The sequence below is a fragment of the Agrobacterium sp. CG674 genome, assembly GCF_053521645.1.
On the sequence record NZ_JBNWDZ010000001.1, the window covers coordinates 651873 to 672350 of the forward strand.

21 protein-coding genes are annotated in these 20478 nt (G+C 56.0%); 11 read left to right on the top strand and 10 right to left on the bottom strand.

Annotated elements, in window-relative coordinates; genetic code table 11:
- Positions 1–5 precede the first annotated feature (5 nt).
- Positions 6–1103 (bottom strand): chorismate synthase, encoded by a 1098-nt coding sequence (aroC, locus tag ACQZ51_RS03115; protein WP_448775114.1) that lies wholly within the window; start codon positions 1101–1103, stop codon positions 6–8.
- 153 nt (positions 1104–1256) lie between these two features.
- Positions 1257–4394 carry an EAL domain-containing protein gene (locus tag ACQZ51_RS03120; RefSeq protein ID WP_448775116.1) on the bottom strand — a complete coding sequence of 1046 codons (3138 nt, stop codon included), beginning with the start codon at positions 4392–4394 and terminating at the stop codon, positions 1257–1259.
- Positions 4395–4681: 287 nt separating this feature from the next.
- Here ACQZ51_RS03120 and ACQZ51_RS03125 point away from each other — a divergent pair, with 287 nt between their 5' ends.
- Positions 4682–4942 carry a DUF1344 domain-containing protein gene (locus ACQZ51_RS03125; RefSeq protein WP_042618162.1) on the top strand — a complete coding sequence of 87 codons (261 nt, stop codon included), beginning with the start codon at positions 4682–4684 and terminating at the stop codon, positions 4940–4942.
- Between the two features lie 12 nt (positions 4943–4954).
- Here ACQZ51_RS03125 and ACQZ51_RS03130 read toward each other — a convergent pair whose 3' ends face one another.
- The 4 genes from ACQZ51_RS03130 to ACQZ51_RS03145 all read right to left on the bottom strand — a co-directional run bounded on the left by ACQZ51_RS03130 (position 4955) and on the right by ACQZ51_RS03145 (position 8462).
- Positions 4955–5557: a histidine phosphatase family protein gene (locus ACQZ51_RS03130; RefSeq protein ID WP_448775117.1), complete on the bottom strand. Its 603-nt coding sequence runs from the start codon at positions 5555–5557 to the stop codon at positions 4955–4957.
- A gap of 146 nt (positions 5558–5703) precedes the next feature.
- Positions 5704–6522 (bottom strand): enoyl-ACP reductase FabI, encoded by an 819-nt coding sequence (gene fabI / locus ACQZ51_RS03135; protein ID WP_042618164.1) that lies wholly within the window; start codon positions 6520–6522, stop codon positions 5704–5706.
- Between the two features lie 174 nt (positions 6523–6696).
- A complete protein-coding gene (locus tag ACQZ51_RS03140; protein ID WP_448775118.1) occupies positions 6697–7794 on the bottom strand; it encodes a DnaJ C-terminal domain-containing protein in 1098 nt (365 codons plus the stop codon).
- A gap of 218 nt (positions 7795–8012) precedes the next feature.
- Positions 8013–8462 carry an RT0821/Lpp0805 family surface protein gene (locus ACQZ51_RS03145; protein ID WP_042618429.1) on the bottom strand — a complete coding sequence of 150 codons (450 nt, stop codon included), beginning with the start codon at positions 8460–8462 and terminating at the stop codon, positions 8013–8015.
- Between the two features lie 57 nt (positions 8463–8519).
- On the opposite strand from ACQZ51_RS03145, the gene pdxH reads away from it, so the two are divergent.
- Entirely contained in the window at positions 8520–9140 is a 621-nt protein-coding gene (pdxH, locus tag ACQZ51_RS03150; RefSeq protein ID WP_448775119.1) for a pyridoxamine 5'-phosphate oxidase, read from the top strand.
- Between the two features lie 2 nt (positions 9141–9142).
- Here pdxH and ACQZ51_RS03155 read toward each other — a convergent pair whose 3' ends face one another.
- From ACQZ51_RS03155 to ACQZ51_RS03170, 4 genes are all read right to left on the bottom strand, one after another.
- Positions 9143–9802, bottom strand: a complete 660-nt coding sequence (locus tag ACQZ51_RS03155) for an HAD family hydrolase (RefSeq protein ID WP_448775121.1) — start codon at positions 9800–9802, stop codon at positions 9143–9145.
- A gap of 16 nt (positions 9803–9818) precedes the next feature.
- Positions 9819–10256, bottom strand: a complete 438-nt coding sequence (locus ACQZ51_RS03160) for a bleomycin resistance protein (RefSeq protein ID WP_042618167.1) — start codon at positions 10254–10256, stop codon at positions 9819–9821.
- A gap of 144 nt (positions 10257–10400) precedes the next feature.
- Positions 10401–11816 (bottom strand): metalloprotease TldD, encoded by a 1416-nt coding sequence (tldD, locus tag ACQZ51_RS03165; protein WP_448775122.1) that lies wholly within the window; start codon positions 11814–11816, stop codon positions 10401–10403.
- Between the two features lie 103 nt (positions 11817–11919).
- Positions 11920–12441, bottom strand: a complete 522-nt coding sequence (locus ACQZ51_RS03170) for an invasion associated locus B family protein (protein WP_042618169.1) — start codon at positions 12439–12441, stop codon at positions 11920–11922.
- A 324-nt stretch (positions 12442–12765) separates the two neighbouring features.
- Here ACQZ51_RS03170 and coxB point away from each other — a divergent pair, with 324 nt between their 5' ends.
- The 9 genes from coxB (at position 12766) to ispH (ending at position 20477) form a co-directional block, all read left to right on the top strand.
- On the top strand, positions 12766–13662 hold the full coding sequence (gene coxB, locus ACQZ51_RS03175) for a cytochrome c oxidase subunit II (protein WP_448775124.1): 897 nt from the start codon (positions 12766–12768) through the stop codon (positions 13660–13662).
- 18 nt (positions 13663–13680) lie between these two features.
- The gene (gene ctaD / locus ACQZ51_RS03180; RefSeq protein WP_448775125.1) at positions 13681–15375 is read left to right on the top strand and encodes a cytochrome c oxidase subunit I; all 1695 of its coding nucleotides are present in this window, start codon (positions 13681–13683) and stop codon (positions 15373–15375) included.
- A gap of 118 nt (positions 15376–15493) precedes the next feature.
- Positions 15494–16447 (top strand): heme o synthase, encoded by a 954-nt coding sequence (locus ACQZ51_RS03185; RefSeq protein WP_448775752.1) that lies wholly within the window; start codon positions 15494–15496, stop codon positions 16445–16447.
- The gene (locus ACQZ51_RS03190) at positions 16447–16578 is read left to right on the top strand and encodes a hypothetical protein (RefSeq protein WP_448775126.1); all 132 of its coding nucleotides are present in this window, start codon (positions 16447–16449) and stop codon (positions 16576–16578) included. The genes ACQZ51_RS03185 and ACQZ51_RS03190 overlap by 1 nt, the downstream gene beginning before the upstream one ends.
- A 27-nt stretch (positions 16579–16605) precedes the next feature.
- Positions 16606–17208 (top strand): cytochrome c oxidase assembly protein, encoded by a 603-nt coding sequence (locus ACQZ51_RS03195; RefSeq protein ID WP_448775128.1) that lies wholly within the window; start codon positions 16606–16608, stop codon positions 17206–17208.
- A 104-nt stretch (positions 17209–17312) separates the two neighbouring features.
- Positions 17313–18188, top strand: a complete 876-nt coding sequence (locus ACQZ51_RS03200) for a cytochrome c oxidase subunit 3 (RefSeq protein ID WP_243256527.1) — start codon at positions 17313–17315, stop codon at positions 18186–18188.
- Between the two features lie 84 nt (positions 18189–18272).
- Positions 18273–18659 (top strand): DUF983 domain-containing protein, encoded by a 387-nt coding sequence (locus ACQZ51_RS03205; protein ID WP_448775130.1) that lies wholly within the window; start codon positions 18273–18275, stop codon positions 18657–18659.
- 31 nt (positions 18660–18690) lie between these two features.
- Entirely contained in the window at positions 18691–19401 is a 711-nt protein-coding gene (locus ACQZ51_RS03210) for an SURF1 family protein (RefSeq protein WP_448775753.1), read from the top strand.
- Between the two features lie 29 nt (positions 19402–19430).
- Positions 19431–20477: a 4-hydroxy-3-methylbut-2-enyl diphosphate reductase gene (gene ispH / locus ACQZ51_RS03215; RefSeq protein WP_448775132.1), complete on the top strand. Its 1047-nt coding sequence runs from the start codon at positions 19431–19433 to the stop codon at positions 20475–20477.
- The last annotated feature ends 1 nt before the right edge of the window (position 20478 follow it).

Below are 20478 nucleotides of genomic sequence, written 5' to 3' on the forward strand. Positions count from 1 at the left end.
GCTTCCTATTTCAAACGTCCGGTCTGGCCGCGGTCTCTGAGATAATGATCGGCAACCGTGCAGGCCACCATGGCTTCGCCAATCGGTACGGCGCGGATGCCAACACATGGATCATGACGACCCTTGGTGCGCACATCGACATTGTTACCATCGGCATCGATGGACTGGCGCTCGGTCAGAATGGATGATGTCGGCTTGATGGCAAAGCGTGCCACGATGGGCTCACCGGTTGCGATGCCGCCCAGAATGCCGCCCGCATGGTTGGACAGGAAAATGGGATGCCCGTCGTTGCCCATGCGCATCTCGTCGGCATTCTCCTCACCCGTCAATTCGGCAGAGGCAAAGCCTTCACCGATTTCCACGCCCTTGACGGCATTGATCGACATGAGGTTGGAGGCGATATCCTGATCGAGCTTGGCATAGATAGGCGCGCCAATCCCTGCCGGAACGCCCTCTGCAACAACTTCCACGACAGCGCCAATGGATGATCCGGCCTTGCGGATGCCATCCAGATACTCTTCCCAAACGGGTACCATTGCTGCATCCGGGCAGAAAAACGGGTTCTGGTCGACTTGGCGCCAATCCCAGTTGGCACGGTTGATCTTGTGTTTGCCGATCTGCACCATCGCGCCGCGAACAGTGAGGCTCGGCACGACCTTGCGGGCCAGCGCGCCAGCGGCAACACGGGCGGCGGTTTCGCGGGCGGAAGAGCGTCCGCCACCGCGATAATCACGGATGCCGTATTTCAGATCATAGGTAAAATCGGCGTGGCCCGGGCGGAAACTACGGGCAATCTCGCCGTAATCCTTGGACCGCTGGTCGGTGTTCTCGATCATCATGGACACGGGCGTACCCGTGGTAATCATCGTCTCGCCATCCTCGTCCAGCATCACGCCAGACAGAACCTTGACGATGTCGTCCTCACGGCGCTGGGTCACGAAGCGGTTCTGGCCCGGCTTGCGCTTGTCCATCCACATCTGCACCTCGGCAAGCGTGAAGCGAATGCCGGGCGGGCAGCCGTCAATGACGCAGCCAAGAGCCGGACCATGGCTTTCGCCCCAGGTGGAAACGCGGAAAAGATAACCGAACGTATTATGCGACATATGATCAAACCGAAGCAGCGGCATTCCACGGGTGGAACGCATTTCAAGAAAGAAGCGGCCTTTTCATAGGGTAAAACATGAAAAGGCAAAAGCCTTTCTTTCGCGAGCGCGGTTCGCTTGTTTGCAAATCTTTGCAGCCAGCGGCTACGGCCGTCAGGAAACCATTTTCCATTTTTCCGCGGTGACGAATTTTGTGAATTCTTCTGGTGGAAGCGGTTTCGCAAAAGCGTAGCCCTGCAGCATGTCGCAGCCCATTTGCCGCAAAAGCGCAGCGTGGTCGTGTGTTTCCACACCTTCGGCGATGGTCTCCACCCCGAGCGAACGAGCAATATCGACAATTGAGCGCACAAGTGACCGCTCTTGTGGTGAGGTTGTGATGGGCATGACCAACTGCCGGTCAATTTTCAGGCGCTTCGGCTTGAGGCGCAGAAGGCTGATGATGGACGTGTGGCCGGTGCCGAAATCATCGATCTCTATGTCGATACCCATTGCCTTGATGCGTTCGATATTGCTGGTGGCGATATCCTCGTTCTCATCGAGAAAAATGGCCTCCACCAACTCGAATGCCACTTCACCCGGCTTGATCGGTAGTTGCTTGAGACTTTCAATCAGGTGATCGTCATGCAGGCGACGAACCGAAACGTTGACCGATACGCGCGGCACATCGATGCCCTTGATGCGCCAGATTTCCTTGTCCTGAAGCGCGTGTTGCAAAACGATATGGTCGATTGCCGATACGACGTTCAGCTCCTCGGCGATTTTTAGGAACTTGTCCGGCGTCAGAAGGCCGCGCTCCGGGTGGCGCCAGCGCACCAATGCTTCCACGCCGGTCAATGTGTGCGTATTGGCGCAGAATTGCGGCTGGTACCATGCCTCGAACTCGCCACGCTCCAGTCCGGCCAGAATCTCGTCAGCGGTTCGCTTGTGGTTGAGAATTTCCGCCTGGAGGTTTTCTGTGAAGAACTCATAGCGATTGCGGCCTGTTGCCTTGGCACGGTAGAGCGCGAGGTCGGCGTTAATCAGTGTACGGCGCGGATCCGCCGCAATGCCGTCCGAGAAGGCGATGCCTATGGACACGCCACACCGACAGGTAAAGCCTTCGAAATCGAAGGGATGGCTGAAAGCCGCGATGATCTTGGTTGCGATAGCCTTGATGCTGTCCTTATCGGACAGCGGAGAGATCAGGATGACGAACTCGTCGCCACCAATGCGCGCGACGGTATCTTCCTGACGCACGTTTCTGGACAATATGTTTGCCGCATGAACAAGAACCGCGTCACCAGCCGCATGCCCCAGAGTATCGTTGATCTGCTTGAAGCGGTCGAGATCGAGATGAAGGATAGCAAATTGCTTAGGCTCACCTGATGACAGGGCGTCCAGTGCGCCATCCAGCTTGCGCCGGTTGGCAAGGCCGGTGAGGGGGTCATGCAGCGCATTGTGCTCGATGCTGTTTTTGGCTTCCTCAAGCTCGGCGCTTCTGGCTTCGGCCTCGTCCTTGGCGGTGCTCAACTGCTCGGAGAGCAAGACATCTGCCGTCACATCAAAGGCGATGCCGACAATTTTTCTCGTTCCATCCCTGTTCGTGTTGAGACGACCGACAACCTTGACGTGGCGAATGCTGCCATCCGGCAAAATGATACGCTGGATGATCAGGCGGTTGGGATCGTCAGCTGCCCGATTTCCATCGCCGAGTGCGCGAGACCGTTCGTCGGGGTGAAGACAGTCGAGATAGGCTTGCCGGGTTATGCGCTTTTCCGGTTCTGGCGGCAGACCGTAAAGCTCGCACATGCGCTCGTTCCATATGGCCAGGGAATAGTCGTCTGTGGATTCCCATATGCCGCAATTGTAAGATTCCAACGCCAGTTTCAGGCGGCCGGAAAGCTCTTCCAGCTCATGTTCCCGGTTTGAAATTTCCTGCAAGGCAAGTTCGAGTTCGGCATTCTTGATGTCGCTGGTGTCTTTCGCCTCGCGCAGTTTCTGCGCCATGATCATGTCTGCGGAGACGTCCCAAAGGATACCTGTGGTCTGGTGTGATCCGTCGGGCTTGATGTAACTTGAACCAGCGGAGCGCAGATAACGCACGCCGCCGCCCGGCAGCGCGATTCTATACACTTCCGAAGACGTCTGTTGACCGGAGGAACAGTTGAAAAAGAACCGAGCCGCTTTGGACCTGTCGTCGGAAACCAGCGCCGTCAACCATTCCGTCAACAGCAGGCGCTGTTCCAGCATCGGAAAACCATGAAGGCTGGCCGCACGCTCATCCAGATAACAGCGCGATGTGTCATTCTCTATTTCCCAGATGCCGATGCTCGAGGAATCCATCGCGAGCTTGAAACGCTGTGAAAGCTCCAGCAGCTTGGCTTCGCGCTGGCGAAGCGTCTTGATATTGCGGTTTCGTTCGGAAAGAAGCAGCCCCGCAACGATGATCGGCAGCAGCATTGATGTAACAGCGATGATGAGCATCGTGCTCAGCGAGCGATAATAGGGCTTTACCGCATCCCAACCGGTTGCGGGCGTGGCGCGGATTTCCCAGTTGGAACCGGGCAGGTCTACGGGCAAGACAACCGGGTCTTCGTGCAATGGCTCCAGAGCCCGGCCCACGACTTCGTTCGTTACAGTATCGCGAATCTCAAAGCGAATTTTGTCAGCATGGACTTCGAGCGGAATCTCTGTGTCGTAACCAATCGTCCGCAGGAGCTTTTTCCGGTCGACCACGGCAAGGACGAGATCGTTCTGCGCAGCGGCGGCCGAGCCAACAGGCGGCACCGTGACGACGATCATGATGGTGCTGCCTTCCGATGCCTCAAAAACATGTGTCTCGGGCAATCGATCTTTTTCTGGCAAGGCAGCCAGCTTGGCCAACTGGTCGCTCAGCATCGTATTCAGGCGGTCGGTCGGAAAATCCTGCGCCTGTCGTGATGCATAAATCTTCTGGAGCTGGAAATTGCGGGCAAAACCGATGGCGATGAAATGATCGGTCTGTTGCAGTTGATAATCCGTGAGCTTGTCCAGACTTTGCGGCGCGTCAGCCGAGGTGACGGCGAAATGTCCAAGAGAGGTCAGCGTCGCGACGTCGTTGTGCAGACGCATCACCAGGCTGTCATGCAGGAGCTCAAGGGCATAGCGGGCACGGACTTGCAGATCGTCCCGCAGAGCGCTGGCACTTTTGTGATCCACGAGGTGAAACGCACTGAACATGATGCCGGCCATGGCCAGAGCAAGCAGTGCCGCCGCGACCCGCTTTTTCGTTATCTCATTAAGTCGGTCCCCAGCCGCAGCCCAAAAACTCACTCTGCATATCCCTCGGATTCATCGCGTTCTTCCGCTGTACAGACGAAAAAACAATATAGTCTGAATCCGATGATATAGTTCTTGTATCAAGAAATGGTAATTTAAAGCAATTTGCGATGACAGTATTTCTCCACAAGAAGAAACATTGCCTAAAGGCTTGATTAAAGGTTAAAATCCGTTCATCAATTATACCGAAAATGTCATGCTTGTGGGCGAATTCCGCCACATTCCGGAGGCAAATCTTGTTGCACTTGAAGCTCGTCAGCACCCTTAAGAAAGCAATAGCGATGCGTTTGATGATTGCCGCACTTTTGGCCACCGCCGGTCTTTTCGCTCCCTTCAACGCGTCGGCGCAGAGCGTTGATGTCGAATCGACGATCAGTAAGGTCGATGTGAAGGGCCTGACCATTACCCTGGCTGATGGCAAGAGCTATAAAGTGCCCGAGGAATTCAATTTCGATGGTTTGCAGGCCGGCGTGAAGGTTGTCGTTTTCTACACGGAAGTTGATGGCAGACGCGTCGTGGATGACCTTGAGGTCGTCCAGTAAAGGTCTCGCCGATTATTGAACCGGGTCGATCCACTCAGCAGTTCGGCTTTCGGTATCGACTTTTAAAATCCTGTCCTGCGGTATCGCAGTATCAGCGGCAAGCTGCTTTTCCATATCGGTGACAAGGCGGAAAATGGATCTGATAACGCCGCCATGGCCGACGCAGACGGTTTGACGATCAACAGACGATAGCCAGGCCCCGACTCTCCAGGATTGAATCTCATAGCTTTCAGCATCGTCACCGGGCGGAATGAAATCCCACTTCGCAGCTTTGCGTGCTCTGACTTTTTCGCGCTGGGTTAGTTTGAGTTCGGGAAGGGTGTGGCCTTCCCAATCACCGAAACACACTTCAACAAGTCGCTCATCGGTTCGGTAGGCGTGAGGGTCAAGGCCCATGGCGCCACGAACCAATTCCATGGTTTCGCGTGTACGGCCAAGAGGGCTGGCGACAAAATCGAAATCGCTGGCAGTTTCCCCAAGAATGCTGGAGAGCGTGATGCCGTTTGCAACAGCCTGAGACCGGCCAAGATCATTCAGCGGAATGTCTTTTCGGCCTTGCATCCTGCGCGTCGCATTCCAGTCTGTTTGTCCGTGACGGATGATGTAGACCAGCAAGGCGGCGCTCCTGTCTCAAACTACAAACAAAGGGCTATTCCTGTTGGAACACCCGCGTGCTCCGTCGCCTCAATGCCGGCCCATAGGCGTTGATGGCACACGTCGCGCGAAAGCACCTTACACTTTTGCGCGACGTGCGGCGTTCGTCAGTCCTTGACGACGGAAATATCAGGCGCGTCGACGGCCTTCATGCCAATCGCGTGGTAACCGGAATCGACGTGGTGAATTTCACCTGTCACGCCGGTTGAGAGGTCAGACAGCAGATAAAGCGCGGATTTGCCAACTTCCTCGATGCTCACAGTGCGCTTTAGCGGCGCATTGTATTCATTCCACTTGAGAATGTAGCGGAAGTCGCCGATGCCAGCCGCTGCCAGTGTCTTGATAGGGCCAGCAGATACTGCGTTGACGCGAATGCCACGGTTGCCGAGATCGACGGCCAGATAGCGAACGCTTGCCTCGAGAGCCGCTTTTGCAACACCCATGACGTTGTAATTCGGCATGACTTTTTCAGCGCCATAATAGGTCAGCGTCAGCAGCGCACCGCCATCATTCATCAGCGGCTCGGCGCGTTTTGCAACGGCGGCCAGGGAATATACGGAGATATCCATGGTGCGGTTGAAATTGTCGCGGCTCGTGTCGAGATACCGACCCGTCAGCTCATCCTTGTCGGAAAACGCAATCGCGTGGACGACGAAGTCGAACTTGCCCCAGTGCGCTTCAAGATTTGCAAAAACGGCGTCAACTGTTTCAAGATCGGTCACGTCACAGTGGCCGGCCATAAATGCGCCAAGCTCCTGGGCCAATGGTTCAACACGCTTCTTCAGCGCGTCGCCCTGCCATGTGAAAGCCAGTTCAGCGCCTGCATCCGCACACGCCTTTGCAATGCCCCAAGCGATGGAGCGATTGTTTGCGACGCCCATGATGAGGCCGCGCTTGCCAGCCATGAGGCCGGATGTCTGAGCCATTCGATGCTCCCTATACACAAATCAAACCTGCCTATTGCATAGGCTGAACGCAGGTTCAAGCAGGGCGGGATCATCTCGTGTAACCGAACGTAACAAAGGGCGCGTTGTTCACCTCTTTCAACGGGATGCTTCAACGCAAGAGCAGCGGTTACACACGAAAGGGTAGGTCGGCTCCTAGATATAGAGCCCTTCGCGCATATGCCGCATCAGGTCCATGACCTTCGCGTCTGGCGTATCCAGAAGCACAACGCGCAATTCAACGACAAAATCGCCGCAACCACCGGACGCATACTTCAGGCCTTTGCCCTCGATGCGAACCGCCCGGTCGGAGCCGGACCATGGTGGAACGGTCGCTTTCAATTCGCCGTGGGGCGATTGAACGGTCGCCTCGCAACCCAGAACCGCATCGGCAAGCGAGATGGAAAAGGTCGTGTGAATATCGAAATTGCGGATGGAGAATGTGTCATTGCGGGACGAAAGAAGCGTGACCACAAGATCGCCTCGGACGGTGTCCGGCAGTTTCAGCCCCTGTCCCTTCAACCGAACGACATGGCCGTCGGTCATGCCCGGCTCCAGCTGGAAGCGAACCTCCCGGTCCTCGGGCATGCCAATTGTGACCCATTTCTGTTCAAGGAGATCAGACACGGTAACGATTGCTTCTGCGGTGATATCAGGAGCTTTTTCGGCAGCAGGGGCCGTTCCCCGGATGCGACGCAACAGGCCACTGAAGAAGCTACCGACCTGTGCCGCGAGCGCTTCGCTTTTTTCCTTGCGTGCAGCAGCATTTTCTTCGCTGGTCATATTGGGATCGTCGGCTTCCGGCTTTGCTGCTGCCGCATGGGCTTTGGCATTTTCGCCGAAAATACGCTCGAGCATGTCCTCGGCTGATTCAGGCTTTGCGGAATCCTGTTTAGCACTTTCCGGATTGCGCTCGGTCTGGGCACGCGCCTGCGCCTTATCAAGCTCTTCCATGAGCTTCTCGGCAGCCTTGGCACGCTCGGCAGCTTCACGGGCGGCAGCGCGCTGTTGCATAATGGTCTGGTCGCGTTTTTTGGTCTCGGCGGCGCGTCTGGCCTGATCGTAAAGGCCACGCTTTTTCGGATCTTTCAGCAGATCATAGGCTTGACCGATTTCCGCAAAACGCGCTGTCGCGTCCGGGTCGGTCTGGTTTTGATCCGGATGCACGGCTTTTGCCTGAGAACGCCAGGCAGCCTTTATCTCGTCTGAGCCAGCATCTCTCTGAACACCGAGGATAGAGTAGGGATCACGCATCCGAACCACCAATTAAATATGTCGGTTCAGGCCGTATTCTTTCGTCATGAAAAGCCTGCAACACGAAAACCACCCATCTTGAACGTGCAGGCATTCTTTGCGTTGCATCGTTCAGCTTGAAATTGGATTTGACTGTCGCAAGAAGTTGCTAACCAGACCTTTACGCTACGAAGCCATGCGCTGATGCACATGGCCTTATGGCAGACAGGGTAAATGCTTTATTTCTGGCTGAAGCGGGTCATCAGCCACTCGCCAGTCTCCGAGAGACAAGCCTGGCCGCTGTAACTGGCCACACCCTCGAAGGAGTGGCGGGTCGTGTCAAACTCGCGGCACACGAAGCCGGTGTTTCTGTCTTCGCGAATGGCCGTTACCACGCCCGCACTGCCGGTTGCCGCATTGGCCCAAGGCAATGGTGCATCTGAAATCTTGGCAAGGTCTGCCGAGGTAACAGCATTGCGGATCGTTGCGTCATCGGAAAGAGTTTGCGTGTTTTGCTGGTTGGGAACGGAAGCCGTCGACAAGGATTTATCGACCTTCTCGCCGCCAAAAATATCGAGGCTGACGCAACCGGCCAACATGCCCAGCATCCCCAAGGTCGCGGAAACATTGACGACAGAGCTCAGGAAGCGCTTTGTTCGACTGTTCGACTTTGCTATGACGATCACCATCGTTAATCCAGAATCCATCTCTGGTGTGAAAATCAGCTCAGGAGCATTTAATTCAATATGTCGGAAAGTCGGTTAACATCCAGTGACTTTACTGAGGAAAATGAACCTTTTGCACTTTTTGCTAATTGGCTAAAAGACGCAACGGAGTCTGAAATCAATGATCCGAACGCGGTCGCGCTCGCCTCGGTTGACGAAGACGGCATGCCCAGCGTCCGTATGGTTCTCTTGAAACATGCAGACGAGCGCGGTTTTGTATTTTACACGAATTTCGAGAGTCGCAAGGGCACCGAACTGCTCGGCCAGCCCAAGGGCGCCATGTGTTTCCACTGGAAGAGCCTGCGCCGTCAGGTCCGCGTGCGCGGACTGGTGGAGGTTGTCAGCGATCAGGAAGCGGACGAGTATTACGCAACACGTGCTCGCGGCAGCCGCATTGGTGCATGGGCATCGAAACAGTCGCGCCCACTGGAAAGCCGTTTCGCGCTGGAAAAGGCGGTTGCCGCCTATACCGCGAAATATGCGATCGGCGATATTCCCCGGCCGCCACACTGGTCCGGTTTCCGCATCCAGCCGCTGACCATCGAGTTCTGGCAGGACGGCAAGTTCCGCCTGCATGACCGCGTCGAGTTCCGCCGGGAAACGGCAGAGGGCGACTGGGCGAAGGTGCGGATGTATCCCTGACGCTAGCGTGAAGCGGCTCTCAACATCTCTGCGACATCCAGAAGGCTGTCGCAGATCGCAACGCATTTCTCGCGCATCGCATCCGTTGCGGGCGCGACATCTGGCACCATCACGGTTTGCGTTCCCGCACTCCAGGCGGACTGGATGCCGTGGTAGGAATCCTCCAGCGACAGACAATCTTCCGGCGCAAAATTCAGACGCGTCGCGGCCGTGAGATAGGGCAGGGGAGATGGTTTCGGCTCGGCATAATCGCCACGTGCCAGAATATGGTCGAACCGCTTCATGATATCAAAGGGGCCGAGGTGGCGGTTGACGGATTCGTGACCGGACGAGGTCGCAATGGCACGGGGCAATCCTAGCTCATCCAGCAGATCGAGAATTTCGAGGACGCCAGTCTTCAGCGCCACCCCGTCGGCCATCTGCACGGCCAGATGCCGCAGCCACGCATCACGGAATTCTTCCATTGGGAAGTCCTGCCCATAGTCGGCACGGATGGTTGCCGTGATGACATCCCATGGACTACCGCAGACCTTTTGATAGACCTCCACCGCCATTCCATGTCCACCCTCATCCGAGGCGGCCAGAAACGAATCCCGGTAGTGTTTTTCGCTCTCAATCAGAACGCCGTCCATATCGAAGATGACGGCCTTAGGCCTGCGCAATAATTTCACCACAGCCTCAACCGAATCGGAATGGGCGCTCGCCCAGGCTTTCGAACGGACGGACAAGATATCCGTCAGGATCGGCCACGATGAATTGCCGGTTGCCGAGTTCCGTTTCGCCGCGGCGATACCACTTCTCTTCAAGCGGCAGGTAAAGCTCGATACCGGCACGCTCAAGGCGGTCAAGAATGGCTTCCAGCGATGGCACAACGATTTGCAGGTTCATGCCGCGCCCAAATGGATAATTGATCGGCACCTTTCCATCTTCAAACGTCCGTCCCGCACCCAGCTGGTCGATCATCAGTTGCGCATCGCCCAATGCAAGATAGGTGAAACCTTCCTCTGGCCGCTCATAAACCACATGAAAACCAATGAGATCGCAGTAGAAAGAGCGAGACTTTGGCCAGTCACTGACGGCAAGTTCGGGCACGAGAGCATTTGCAGTAAATGTCATTGGGCTGGGTATCACCTTTTGAAAATGAATTGCGCTGGATGTCTTTCCAATAAGCTATGATAACGTCAGACGAGCAGAATTGTTGCAGTGCAGAAGACCTGAGCCCGGCATCAGCATCCTGAAGTCGGGCTTCTCTTTCCGCATTTAAGTCTTGGTTCCACCAACGGTAATCTGGTCCATCCGCAGATGAGGCTGGCCGACACCGACTGGAACCCACTGACCGGCTTTCCCGCAATTTCCGACGCCGGTATCGAGTTTCATGTCATTGCCGATCATCGAAACGCGTTTCATCGCGTCCGGCCCGTTGCCGATGAGCATGGCACCCTTGACCGGCGCGCCGATCTTGCCGTTTTCGATGAGATAGGCTTCCGTGCAGCCGAAGACGAACTTGCCTGAGGTGATATCAACCTGGCCGCCGCCGAAGGAAACTGCATAGATACCCTTCTTGACCGAGGCGATGATTTCTTCCGGTGTCTTGTCGCCACCCAGCATATAGGTGTTGGTCATGCGCGGCATTGGCACATGGGCATAGCCCTGCCGACGGCCGTTTCCGGTGGCCTTCTGCCCCATAAGCCGGGCGTTCTGACGGTCCTGCATGTAGCCGACAAGCCTGCCATTTTCGATCAGCACATTATAGGCCGAAGGGGTGCCTTCATCGTCAATCGTGATCGAGCCGCGACGATTGTCGATGGTGCCGTCATCCACCACGGTCACGCCGGGGGCTGCCACCATTTCTCCCAACAGTCCGGCAAAGGCCGACGTCTTCTTGCGGTTGAAATCACCTTCCAGTCCGTGGCCAACAGCTTCGTGCAGCATGACGCCCGGCCAGCCAGCGCCGAGCACAACGTCCATCGTGCCAGCCGGTGCATCAATGGCGGTCAGGTTGACGAGCGCCTGTCTCAAAGCTTCATCAGCACCGCGCTGCCAGTTTTCTGTGGTGATGAAGTCGCCGAAACCGACGCGACCGCCGATACCGTAAGAACCGCTCTCCTGCCGGTCGCCTTCACCCGCCACGACAGATATATTGATGCGCGTCATGGGTCTGATATCACTGACCCGATGTCCATCGGCGCGCAGAATATCGACCATCTGCCAGCTGGCGGCAACGCTTGCCGTGACTTGGCGAACCTTCGGGTCTTTATCGCGCAGATAGGCATCGATCTCAGTTAGAAGCTTGACCTTCTCCTCAAAGCTCGGTGCGCCGATCGGATTTTCGTCGCCATAAAGTTTCTTGTTGGTGCGCTGCGGTGCGGCCGCATAGGAACCGGAATAGCCCTTCGTGACCGCGCCAACGGCGTCGGATGCGCGCCCAAGTGCGGCAAGGGAAAGCTCGCCCGCATGGGCATAACCCACCGTTTCACCCGCAACAGCCCGCAGACCAAAGCCCTGATCGGTATTGAAGCTGCCGCCCTTTAGACGACCATTATCAAAGGTGAGCGATTCTGCCTGCGCGTGTTCAACGAACAATTCGCCATCATCAGCACCAGAAAGCGCATCGGCGACCTTGGCGCGCAACTGCCCTTCATCGCAATCGAAAAGGGTCAAAAGGTCTTGTGTCATCGCGGGCTCCGGTCCTGGCTGTTCCTGAACATCGGATTGCGCTTTACCACGAACTCGATGCTTGAACGCATTTAAGTGCTGGAGCCCCGGCGCGCAAGATTGATCAAGGAAGCGTGTCGTAGCCTTCGGCAAAGCCGCGCAACTCGATGGGAATGCCCACGCGATCCTGATCGACGGATTCGCGCAAGGCAAACACCGCGTTCTTGCCGGCGCGGAGTACTTTCAGCAATTCGTCGTCAATATCCACTTCCACGTAGCACCCTTCGGAAAAGCAGCGGGTGAAATAGGCACGGCCGATATTGTTGTTGTCGATATAGAGTTCCATCCCGTCCTTCAGCAGTACGCCGAGCGGGGCCAGAATGCGTAGAATGCGGGATTTGCGATCCGCCGTTTTCAGGATGACAACAGAAAGGCCAACCTCCGGACGGTCATCCGCGATGACGTTCTGCATCAGAGCGCATTGCTCTTCAGATGCGCCCGCGGGCTTGTCACAGATGACGGACCACGCACCATGCGTCGATTTGGGCGTGCCGGGCTGCTGTTGCTGGGCAAAACCCGCAGCCGGAACGATAAGGGAAAGACCGGCGGCGATAATAAAACCGCGCGCAATCGGAGACAGACGCATGGATACCTCAGGAATTCGAATCAGTGTGGCTATTTTGACGTCCCGCAGCGGAAAGAAAAGAGCCGCCACCCTCAATTCCAAGCGAGTACGGCCAAAATAGGACTTTGCGGCGCATTGATCGCAGTCTTTATCGCAAACCAGCCGTCGCAAGTGGTGGCTGCGGCGCTTCGCTGGTAAGATGAAGCAGGATAGAGCTAAAAATGGTTCGGTTGCAAACCAAGGCGATATTGCGGCGACAGGCAAACTATGATTTGAAGTCTACTCTATATGCATGGATTCTGCGTTTGAGATTGATCATGATCAAACGCGTGAGGGAGAGGTACCGTGACTAACAGAATTTACGCAAGCTTGGTGGGCGGTATCTGTCTGCTCACGGCTGGCGGCGCAAGCGCCGATCAGCCGAAAGAGTGGCAGATGGGTTTGCAGGAGGCGGCAACGCCCATCATGCATGAAATTCGCTGGTTCGAACAATATACGCTTTGGTTCATTGTTCCTGTCACGCTGTTTGTGCTTGCATTGTTGATTATCGTCGCGGTCAAATTCCGCGCATCCGCAAATCCGGTCCCTTCCAAGACCAGCCATAACACGGCGATTGAGATTGTCTGGACGCTCGCTCCGGTCCTCATCCTGATGTTCCTGGCGTTCCCATCGTTCAACCTGCTGAACGCCCAGCTGACCCAGCCGGAAAATCCGGATATCACGCTGAAGGCGACGGCGACCCAGTGGCAGTGGAATTATGAGTACACGGCCGCCGAAGGTGCCGAGCCCCTGGCTTTCGACAGCTATATGCTGAAGGAAGCCGACCGTGCGACTGCTGGCAAGGTTGATGTGGCTCGCTATCCACGCCTTTTGGCTGTCGATAATGAAATGGTTGTTCCTGTTGGTAAAACAGTTCGCCTGCTCGTCACCGCTGCGCCAACAGACGTTATTCACGCCTTCGCAATGCCCGCTTTCGGCGTCAAGATCGATGCCGTGCCGGGTCGCCTGAACGAAACGTGGTTCAAGCCTGAAAAAGAAGGCCTGTATTACGGCCAGTGCTCCGAGCTTTGCGGCAAGGATCACGCTTACATGCCAATCGCCATACGAGTGGTTTCCGACGAGCAATACGCAACCTGGTATGCCGCTGCCGCCTCAGATCTTGGTGGTGCGAACCGGGCGCTCATGGCGTCGGTGGATGGTGCATCGCGCACCGTTCAGCTTGCCGAAAACGAAACCAAGTAAACGTAGGGAGTGAGCATAATGGCTGGACCATCCGCACACGACAATCACCAATCTCACGTCCATGACGTTCATCATGACGACCATGCGCACCACGCGCACACGCCGACTTTCTTTCAGCGTTGGTTTCTATCGACCAACCACAAGGATATCGGTACACTTTACCTGATCTTTGCAATCATTGCCGGTATTCTCGGTGGTGGACTTTCCGTTGTCATGCGCATGGAATTGCAGGAGCCGGGCATTCAGATTTTCCATGGTCTCGCAACCATGGTTTACGGTTTCGAAGGCGACGCTGCCATTGATGGCGGCAAGCACATGTACAATGTGTTCACCACCGCGCATGCGCTCATTATGATCTTCTTCATGGTCATGCCTGCTATGATCGGCGGTTTTGCCAACTGGATGGTCCCGATCATGATCGGTGCACCTGACATGGCGTTCCCGCGTCTGAACAACATTTCCTTCTGGCTGATCGTTCCTGCCTTCATCCTTCTCCTGCTTTCGCTCTTCGTTGAGGGACCAGCGGGTGCTTATGGTGTGGGTGGCGGTTGGACCATGTATCCGCCGCTTTCGACAAGCGGTATGCCGGGGCCTGCGGTGGATCTGGCGATCTTTGCACTTCACGTTGCCGGTGCATCGTCCATTTTGGGCGCGATCAATTTCATCACCACCATCCTCAACATGCGTGCGCCGGGCATGACCCTGCACAAGATGCCGCTGTTTGCCTGGTCCGTTCTGGTCACGGCTTTCCTTCTGCTCTTGTCCTTGCCAGTTCTGGCAGGCGGCATCACCATGCTGCTGACCGACCGTAACTTCGGCACGACATTCTTCTCACCAGAAGGCGGCGGTGATCCAATCCTTTACCAGCACCTGTTCTGGTTCTTCGGTCACCCTGAAGTTTACATTCTGATCCTGCCCGGTTTCGGCATCATCAGCCACATCGTGTCGACATTCTCCAAGAAGCCGATCTTCGGTTATCTCGGCATGGCCTACGCCATGGTCGCCATCGGCGCAGTCGGCTTCATCGTGTGGGCGCACCACATGTACACGGTCGGCCTTTCGCTGGAAGCGCAGCGCTACTTCGTCTTCGCAACCATGGTCATCGCGGTTCCGACAGGGATCAAGATCTTCTCCTGGATCGCCACGATGTGGGGCGGGTCTCTGACCTTCTCCACGCCGATGATCTGGGCAATCGGCTTCATCTTCCTCTTCACCGTGGGTGGTGTGACCGGCGTTCAGCTTGCCAATGCAGGTCTCGACCGTTCGCTGCATGACACTTATTATGTGGTTGCGCACTTCCACTACGTTCTGTCCCTGGGTGCCGTCTTCGCAATCTTTGCGGGCTGGTACTACTGGTTCCCGAAGATCACGGGCTACATGTACAGCGAGAGGATCGGCAACCTGCACTTCTGGGTCATGTTCGTCGGTGTGAACCTCATCTTCTTCCCGCAGCACTTCCTTGGTCTTGCTGGCATGCCGCGTCGTTACATCGATTATCCTGACGCCTATGCCGGTTGGAACGCTGTATCGTCCTACGGCTCTTACATCTCGGCCGTCGCGGTATTGATCTTCCTCGCCGGTGTTTGGGAAGCCTTTGCAAAGAAGCGCGTCGCGGGTGACAATCCTTGGGGTGAAGGTGCAACGACACTGGAATGGCAGCTGTCTTCTCCGCCGCCATATCACCAGTGGGAACAGCTTCCCCGTATCCGCTGAGGCATTTTGTCCAAGGGTGTCGTTGAGCTGAACGTGATAAATGTCAGCTTCACACTTGGACGAAAGACATCAAGGAGCGCCGCCGTTCTGCGCGGCGTTTCCTATGAAAGCAGGAAATATGACCGTTATCGACAACAGCGATACGCTGGATATGGATGGCCTCAGGCTGTCTGAAGCGGGTGCGCGTGATTTCTTCGAACTGCTGAAGCCCCGCGTTATGTCGCTGGTGGTGTTCACCGGTTTCGCTGGCCTCGTGCTCGCACCAGGCAGCATCAATCCGGTGCTGGCCGTTATCGCCATTCTCTGTATCGCAGTGGGTGCTGGCGCGTCCGGCGCATTGAATATGTGGTATGACGCCGATATCGATGCCGTGATGACGCGCACCGCCAAGCGACCTATTCCATCGGGCCGGATTGAGCCGCGTGAAGCGCTGGCTTTCGGTATGATCCTGTCGGTCTTTTCCGTGGCCATCCTCGGTCTTGCCGTCAACTGGTTTGCTGCTGGACTTCTGGCATTCACGATCTTCTTTTATGCTGTCGTATATACGATGTGGCTGAAGCGCTCGACACCGCAGAACATTGTTATCGGCGGCGCATCGGGAGCATTTCCCCCGATGATTGGTTGGGCCTGCGTCACAGGTGGCGTTTCTCTCGACAGCACGATCCTGTTCATGATCATCTTCCTATGGACGCCTGCGCATTTCTGGGCACTGGCTCTCTTCAAGATGCGGGATTATGGCTCCGTCGGTATCCCCATGATGCCGAATGTGGCGGGTGAACGTTCGACCAAAAACCAGATGATCGCCTATTCGCTTCTGACGGCGGTTGCGGCAGTTGCGCCCTATTTCACCGGGCTTGCAGGCACGGGATACGGTATATTCGCGGCTGTCCTCAGCGCGGTCTTCATATGGTGTTCCATTTTGGTCCGGCGTATGCCTGATGGCGATGAGCGCATGGTTCAAGCCAAGAAGATGTTCGCCTATTCGGTGTTCTATCTGTTCGCGATTTTCTCCGGCCTTCTAGCCGATCATCTGGCGCCATCGTTTCTGACGTTGGTGGGAGGGGCCGCCTGATGGAAACGATCAAACTGAATGACGCGCAGAAAAAGTCGAGACGCGGACGCAACATCGCGCTCGGAATTGTTCTGGCCGCTCTCGTGGTTCTCTTCTACATCATAACCATCATAAAAATCGGCGATTTTTGACCGCCGAGCGGCAGGAGGGGAGGCAACATGGCAGTGAGTGACAAAAGTGCAGCGAAGACAAGCAACGGCTCGATCCTTGTTCTGTGCCTGATTTTCGTCTGCTGCATGGTCGGCATGGCCTATGCATCGGTGCCGCTTTACCGCCTTTTCTGTCAGGTCACCGGCTATAACGGCACCACCCAGCGCGTCGAGCAATATTCGGATGTCATCCTCGACAAGAAGATGAAGGTGACGTTCGACTCCAATACGTCGAATGGCTTGAATTGGGATTTTCACCCTGTCGACAAGATGGTTGAGCCAAAGATTGGCGAGACTGTGCAGGTCATGTTCAGGGCAACCAACCGTTCGGCTGTCGCAACCACCGGGTCAGCGGTGTTCAACGTCACGCCGATGGAAGCCGGAGCCTATTTCAACAAGGTGCAGTGCTTCTGTTTCACCGAGACAACACTTCAGCCCGGTGAAACGTTGGAGATGCCAGTGGTATTCTTCATAGACCCTGAGATCGTCAGCGCTCGGGAAACGAGAAACGTCCATACTTTGACGTTGTCTTATACATTCTATCCGTCCAAGACGGAAAAACCAGTTGCGTCATTGCCGGTAAAGGCTGAACGTGATGAGGCGAAACTTTGAGAGAGGGAGGCGCGACCGTTTTCGGTCGTGCTGCATGGGTAGCCTTCGTTCAGAAGGCTTCTTAATCGAGTGAGACTAGGGAAGAGCCTGCGGGGATCGATCACATGGCAGACACACATCAGAAGAACCACGACTACCATATCATAGACCCCAGCCCATGGCCGCTTCTGGCCTCGATCGGCGCTTTTGTGCTGACCTTTGGTGGCGTCTGTTACATGCGCTATCTTTCTGGCGGCTCCATGAAGATGTTCGGAATGGAATGGGCCAACCCCTGGCTGTTCTATATCGGCCTCGCTATCGTGCTTTACACCATGTACGCCTGGTGGGCCGACACGGTGAAGGAAGGCAATGAGGGCCACCATACCCGCGTCGTCTCGCTGCACCTGCGCTATGGCATGATCATGTTCATTGCGTCTGAAGTCATGTTCTTCGTGGCATGGTTCTGGGCCTATTTCGACGCCAGCCTTTACCCGCACGAGGCCATTCAGGCTGCTCGTGTCGAGTACACTGGTGGGCAGTGGCCACCCAAGGGCATCGAGGTGCTCGATCCATGGCATCTGCCCCTCTACAACACCGTCATTCTACTTCTGTCGGGCACGTGCGTAACCTGGGCGCACCACGCGCTGCTGCACAATGATCGCAAGGGCCTCATCAGCGGACTGGCACTGACAGTTGCACTGGGAGCCTTCTTCTCCTTCGTGCAGGTCTATGAGTACATGGAAGCACCGTTCGACTTCAAAAACTCGATCTATGGCGCGACGTTCTTCATGTCGACAGGCTTCCATGGCTTCCACGTCTTCATCGGCACGGTCTTCCTGATGGTGTGCCTCATTCGCGCCATTGCTGGTGGCTTCACGGCCAAGCAGCATTTCGGCTTCGAGGCGGCTGCCTGGTACTGGCACTTTGTTGACGTGGTCTGGCTGTTCCTGTTTTTCGCCATCTATGTCTGGGGTGGCTGGGGCGCACCGCTCGCCCACTGAGATGACATAGGAGGTTGATCAAAGGGCGGCGCGTGCCGCCCTTTGTTTTTGTGTGAGCCGGACAATCATGTCGAGGAGGATATGATGACCCAAGACGATGAGCCGCAATACCCATCGGTCGACCCGGTGAAGGCTGGCCTGCAGAGCTGCTGCCCGCGTTGCGGCATGGGCGGGCTTTTCGCTGGCTTTCTGAAGCTGAAACCGAAATGCAGCGCCTGCGGCCTTGATTATGCTTTTGCCGATGCGGGTGAGGGGCCTGCCGTCCTTGTCATGCTGATTGTCGGTTTCCTGATCATCGGTCTAGCGCTTTGGTTCGATGCCAGCTTTGCGCCGCCGGTCTGGCTCCATGCCTTGATCTGGATACCCACGGCCATCATTCTGTCCCTTGTTCTTTTGAAGAAGATGAAAGGCGTAATGATCGCATTGCAATATCGCTATAAAGCCAGTGAAGGCCAGATTGACAGTGAGTGACAAAAACCTTCTTCAAGCCAACCATCGTCGCATGTGGTTTGCAGCGCCGCTGGTGCTTCTGGCGCTCGTCCTTTTGCTGGCGCTGGGCACATGGCAGGTCAAGCGCATGTATTGGAAGGAAGGGCTGCTTGCGGATATTCAGCAGCGCACCCAGGCGCCACCCGTGCCGTTGGCCGACATCGAAAAACTAGCAACATCCGGCGGTGATATAGAATACCGAACAGTGCAACTGTCCGGCACGTTCGACCACACCAGGGAACAACATTTCTTCGCAACCTTCCAGGGCCAGACGGGCTATTACATCTATACGCCGTTGAAGCTCGCTGATGATCGCACCATCTTCGTCAATCGCGGCTTTGTGCCCTATGATATGAAGGAGCATGCGACGCGCAAGGAGGGCGAGGTTGCCGGCAACGTCAGTATTGAAGGACTTGCGCGAGCGCGGCTGGGCTCAAAGCCCTCCAGCCTGCTGCCGGATAATGATCTGGCCAAGAATATCTATTACTGGAAAGACCTGACGGCGATGACGAGCCGTTCGGGCCTAGAGCCGGCGCAAGTCCTGCCATTCTTTGTGGATGCCAATGCCGCGCCCAATCCCGGTGGCTGGCCAAAGGGCGGCGTAACGCTGATCGATCTGCCAAATAATCACCTTCAATATGTGATTACATGGTACGGATTGGCGCTCGCCCTTGTCATTGTTGTCGGTTTTGCCTATGTCCGGGGCTTGAGAAAATCGGGTTGATGAACAAGCGGGAGGCTTAAGGAGAAGGAATGAATATCGCCGTTTCCAAACCGCCTCTGACGATCAGGCTCTGCGGCCCACGCGGCTTTTGCGCGGGCGTTGATCGCGCCATTCAGATCGTTGTACTGGCATTGAAGGCCTATGGCGCGCCGGTTTATGTCCGCCATGAAATCGTCCATAATCGTTATGTCGTCGAAGGGCTTGAGGCCAAGGGCGCAATTTTCGTCGAGGAACTGCACGAGATTCCTGCCGAACATCGCCAGCAGCCGGTGGTCTTTTCCGCCCATGGCGTTCCAAAATCCGTGCCGGCGGACGCGCAGGCCAGAAACCTGTTTTATCTGGATGCGACATGTCCTTTGGTTTCCAAGGTCCACAAGCAGGCCATGCGCCACCAGCGCCTTGGTCGCCATGTCATCCTGATCGGCCATGCCGGTCATCCCGAAGTCATCGGCACCATGGGACAGCTGCCTGAAGGCACCGTGTCTCTGGTCGAGACCATCGAGGATGCCGCACGCTACGAACCTGAAGACTCGCAGAACCTGGGCTTCGTCACGCAGACCACGCTATCGGTTGACGATACGGCTGGCGTGATTGCCAAGCTGCAAGAACGTTTTCCGGCCATGCAGGCCCCGGCAGCAGACAGTATCTGTTATGCCACCACCAACCGGCAGGATGCAGTGAAGCAGGCGGCCCCCGGTTGCGATCTTTTCATCGTGGTCGGCGCGCCAAACTCGTCCAATTCTAAGCGCCTTGTCGAAGTCGCCCTTCGCGCCGGTGCCAAACGTTCGGTTCTGGTTCAGCGCGCTGCTGAAATTGATTGGGATGAGATCGGCCCTGTCGAAACGGTTGGGCTATCTGCGGGCGCATCTGCACCAGAAGTCATTGTGGATGAGATTATTCAGGCCTTCAAGGCACGCTACGATACCACGCTTGATCTGGCCGTGACCGTTGAGGAAACAGAGCATTTTCTGGTCAATAAGGAATTGCGCGAAATCGAGCTGACAACGCAGGATATGGCCTTCGTCAATGGCACCGCAAGCGATGCGCTGCCACAAAAGCCAGCATCGCAGCCTTGAT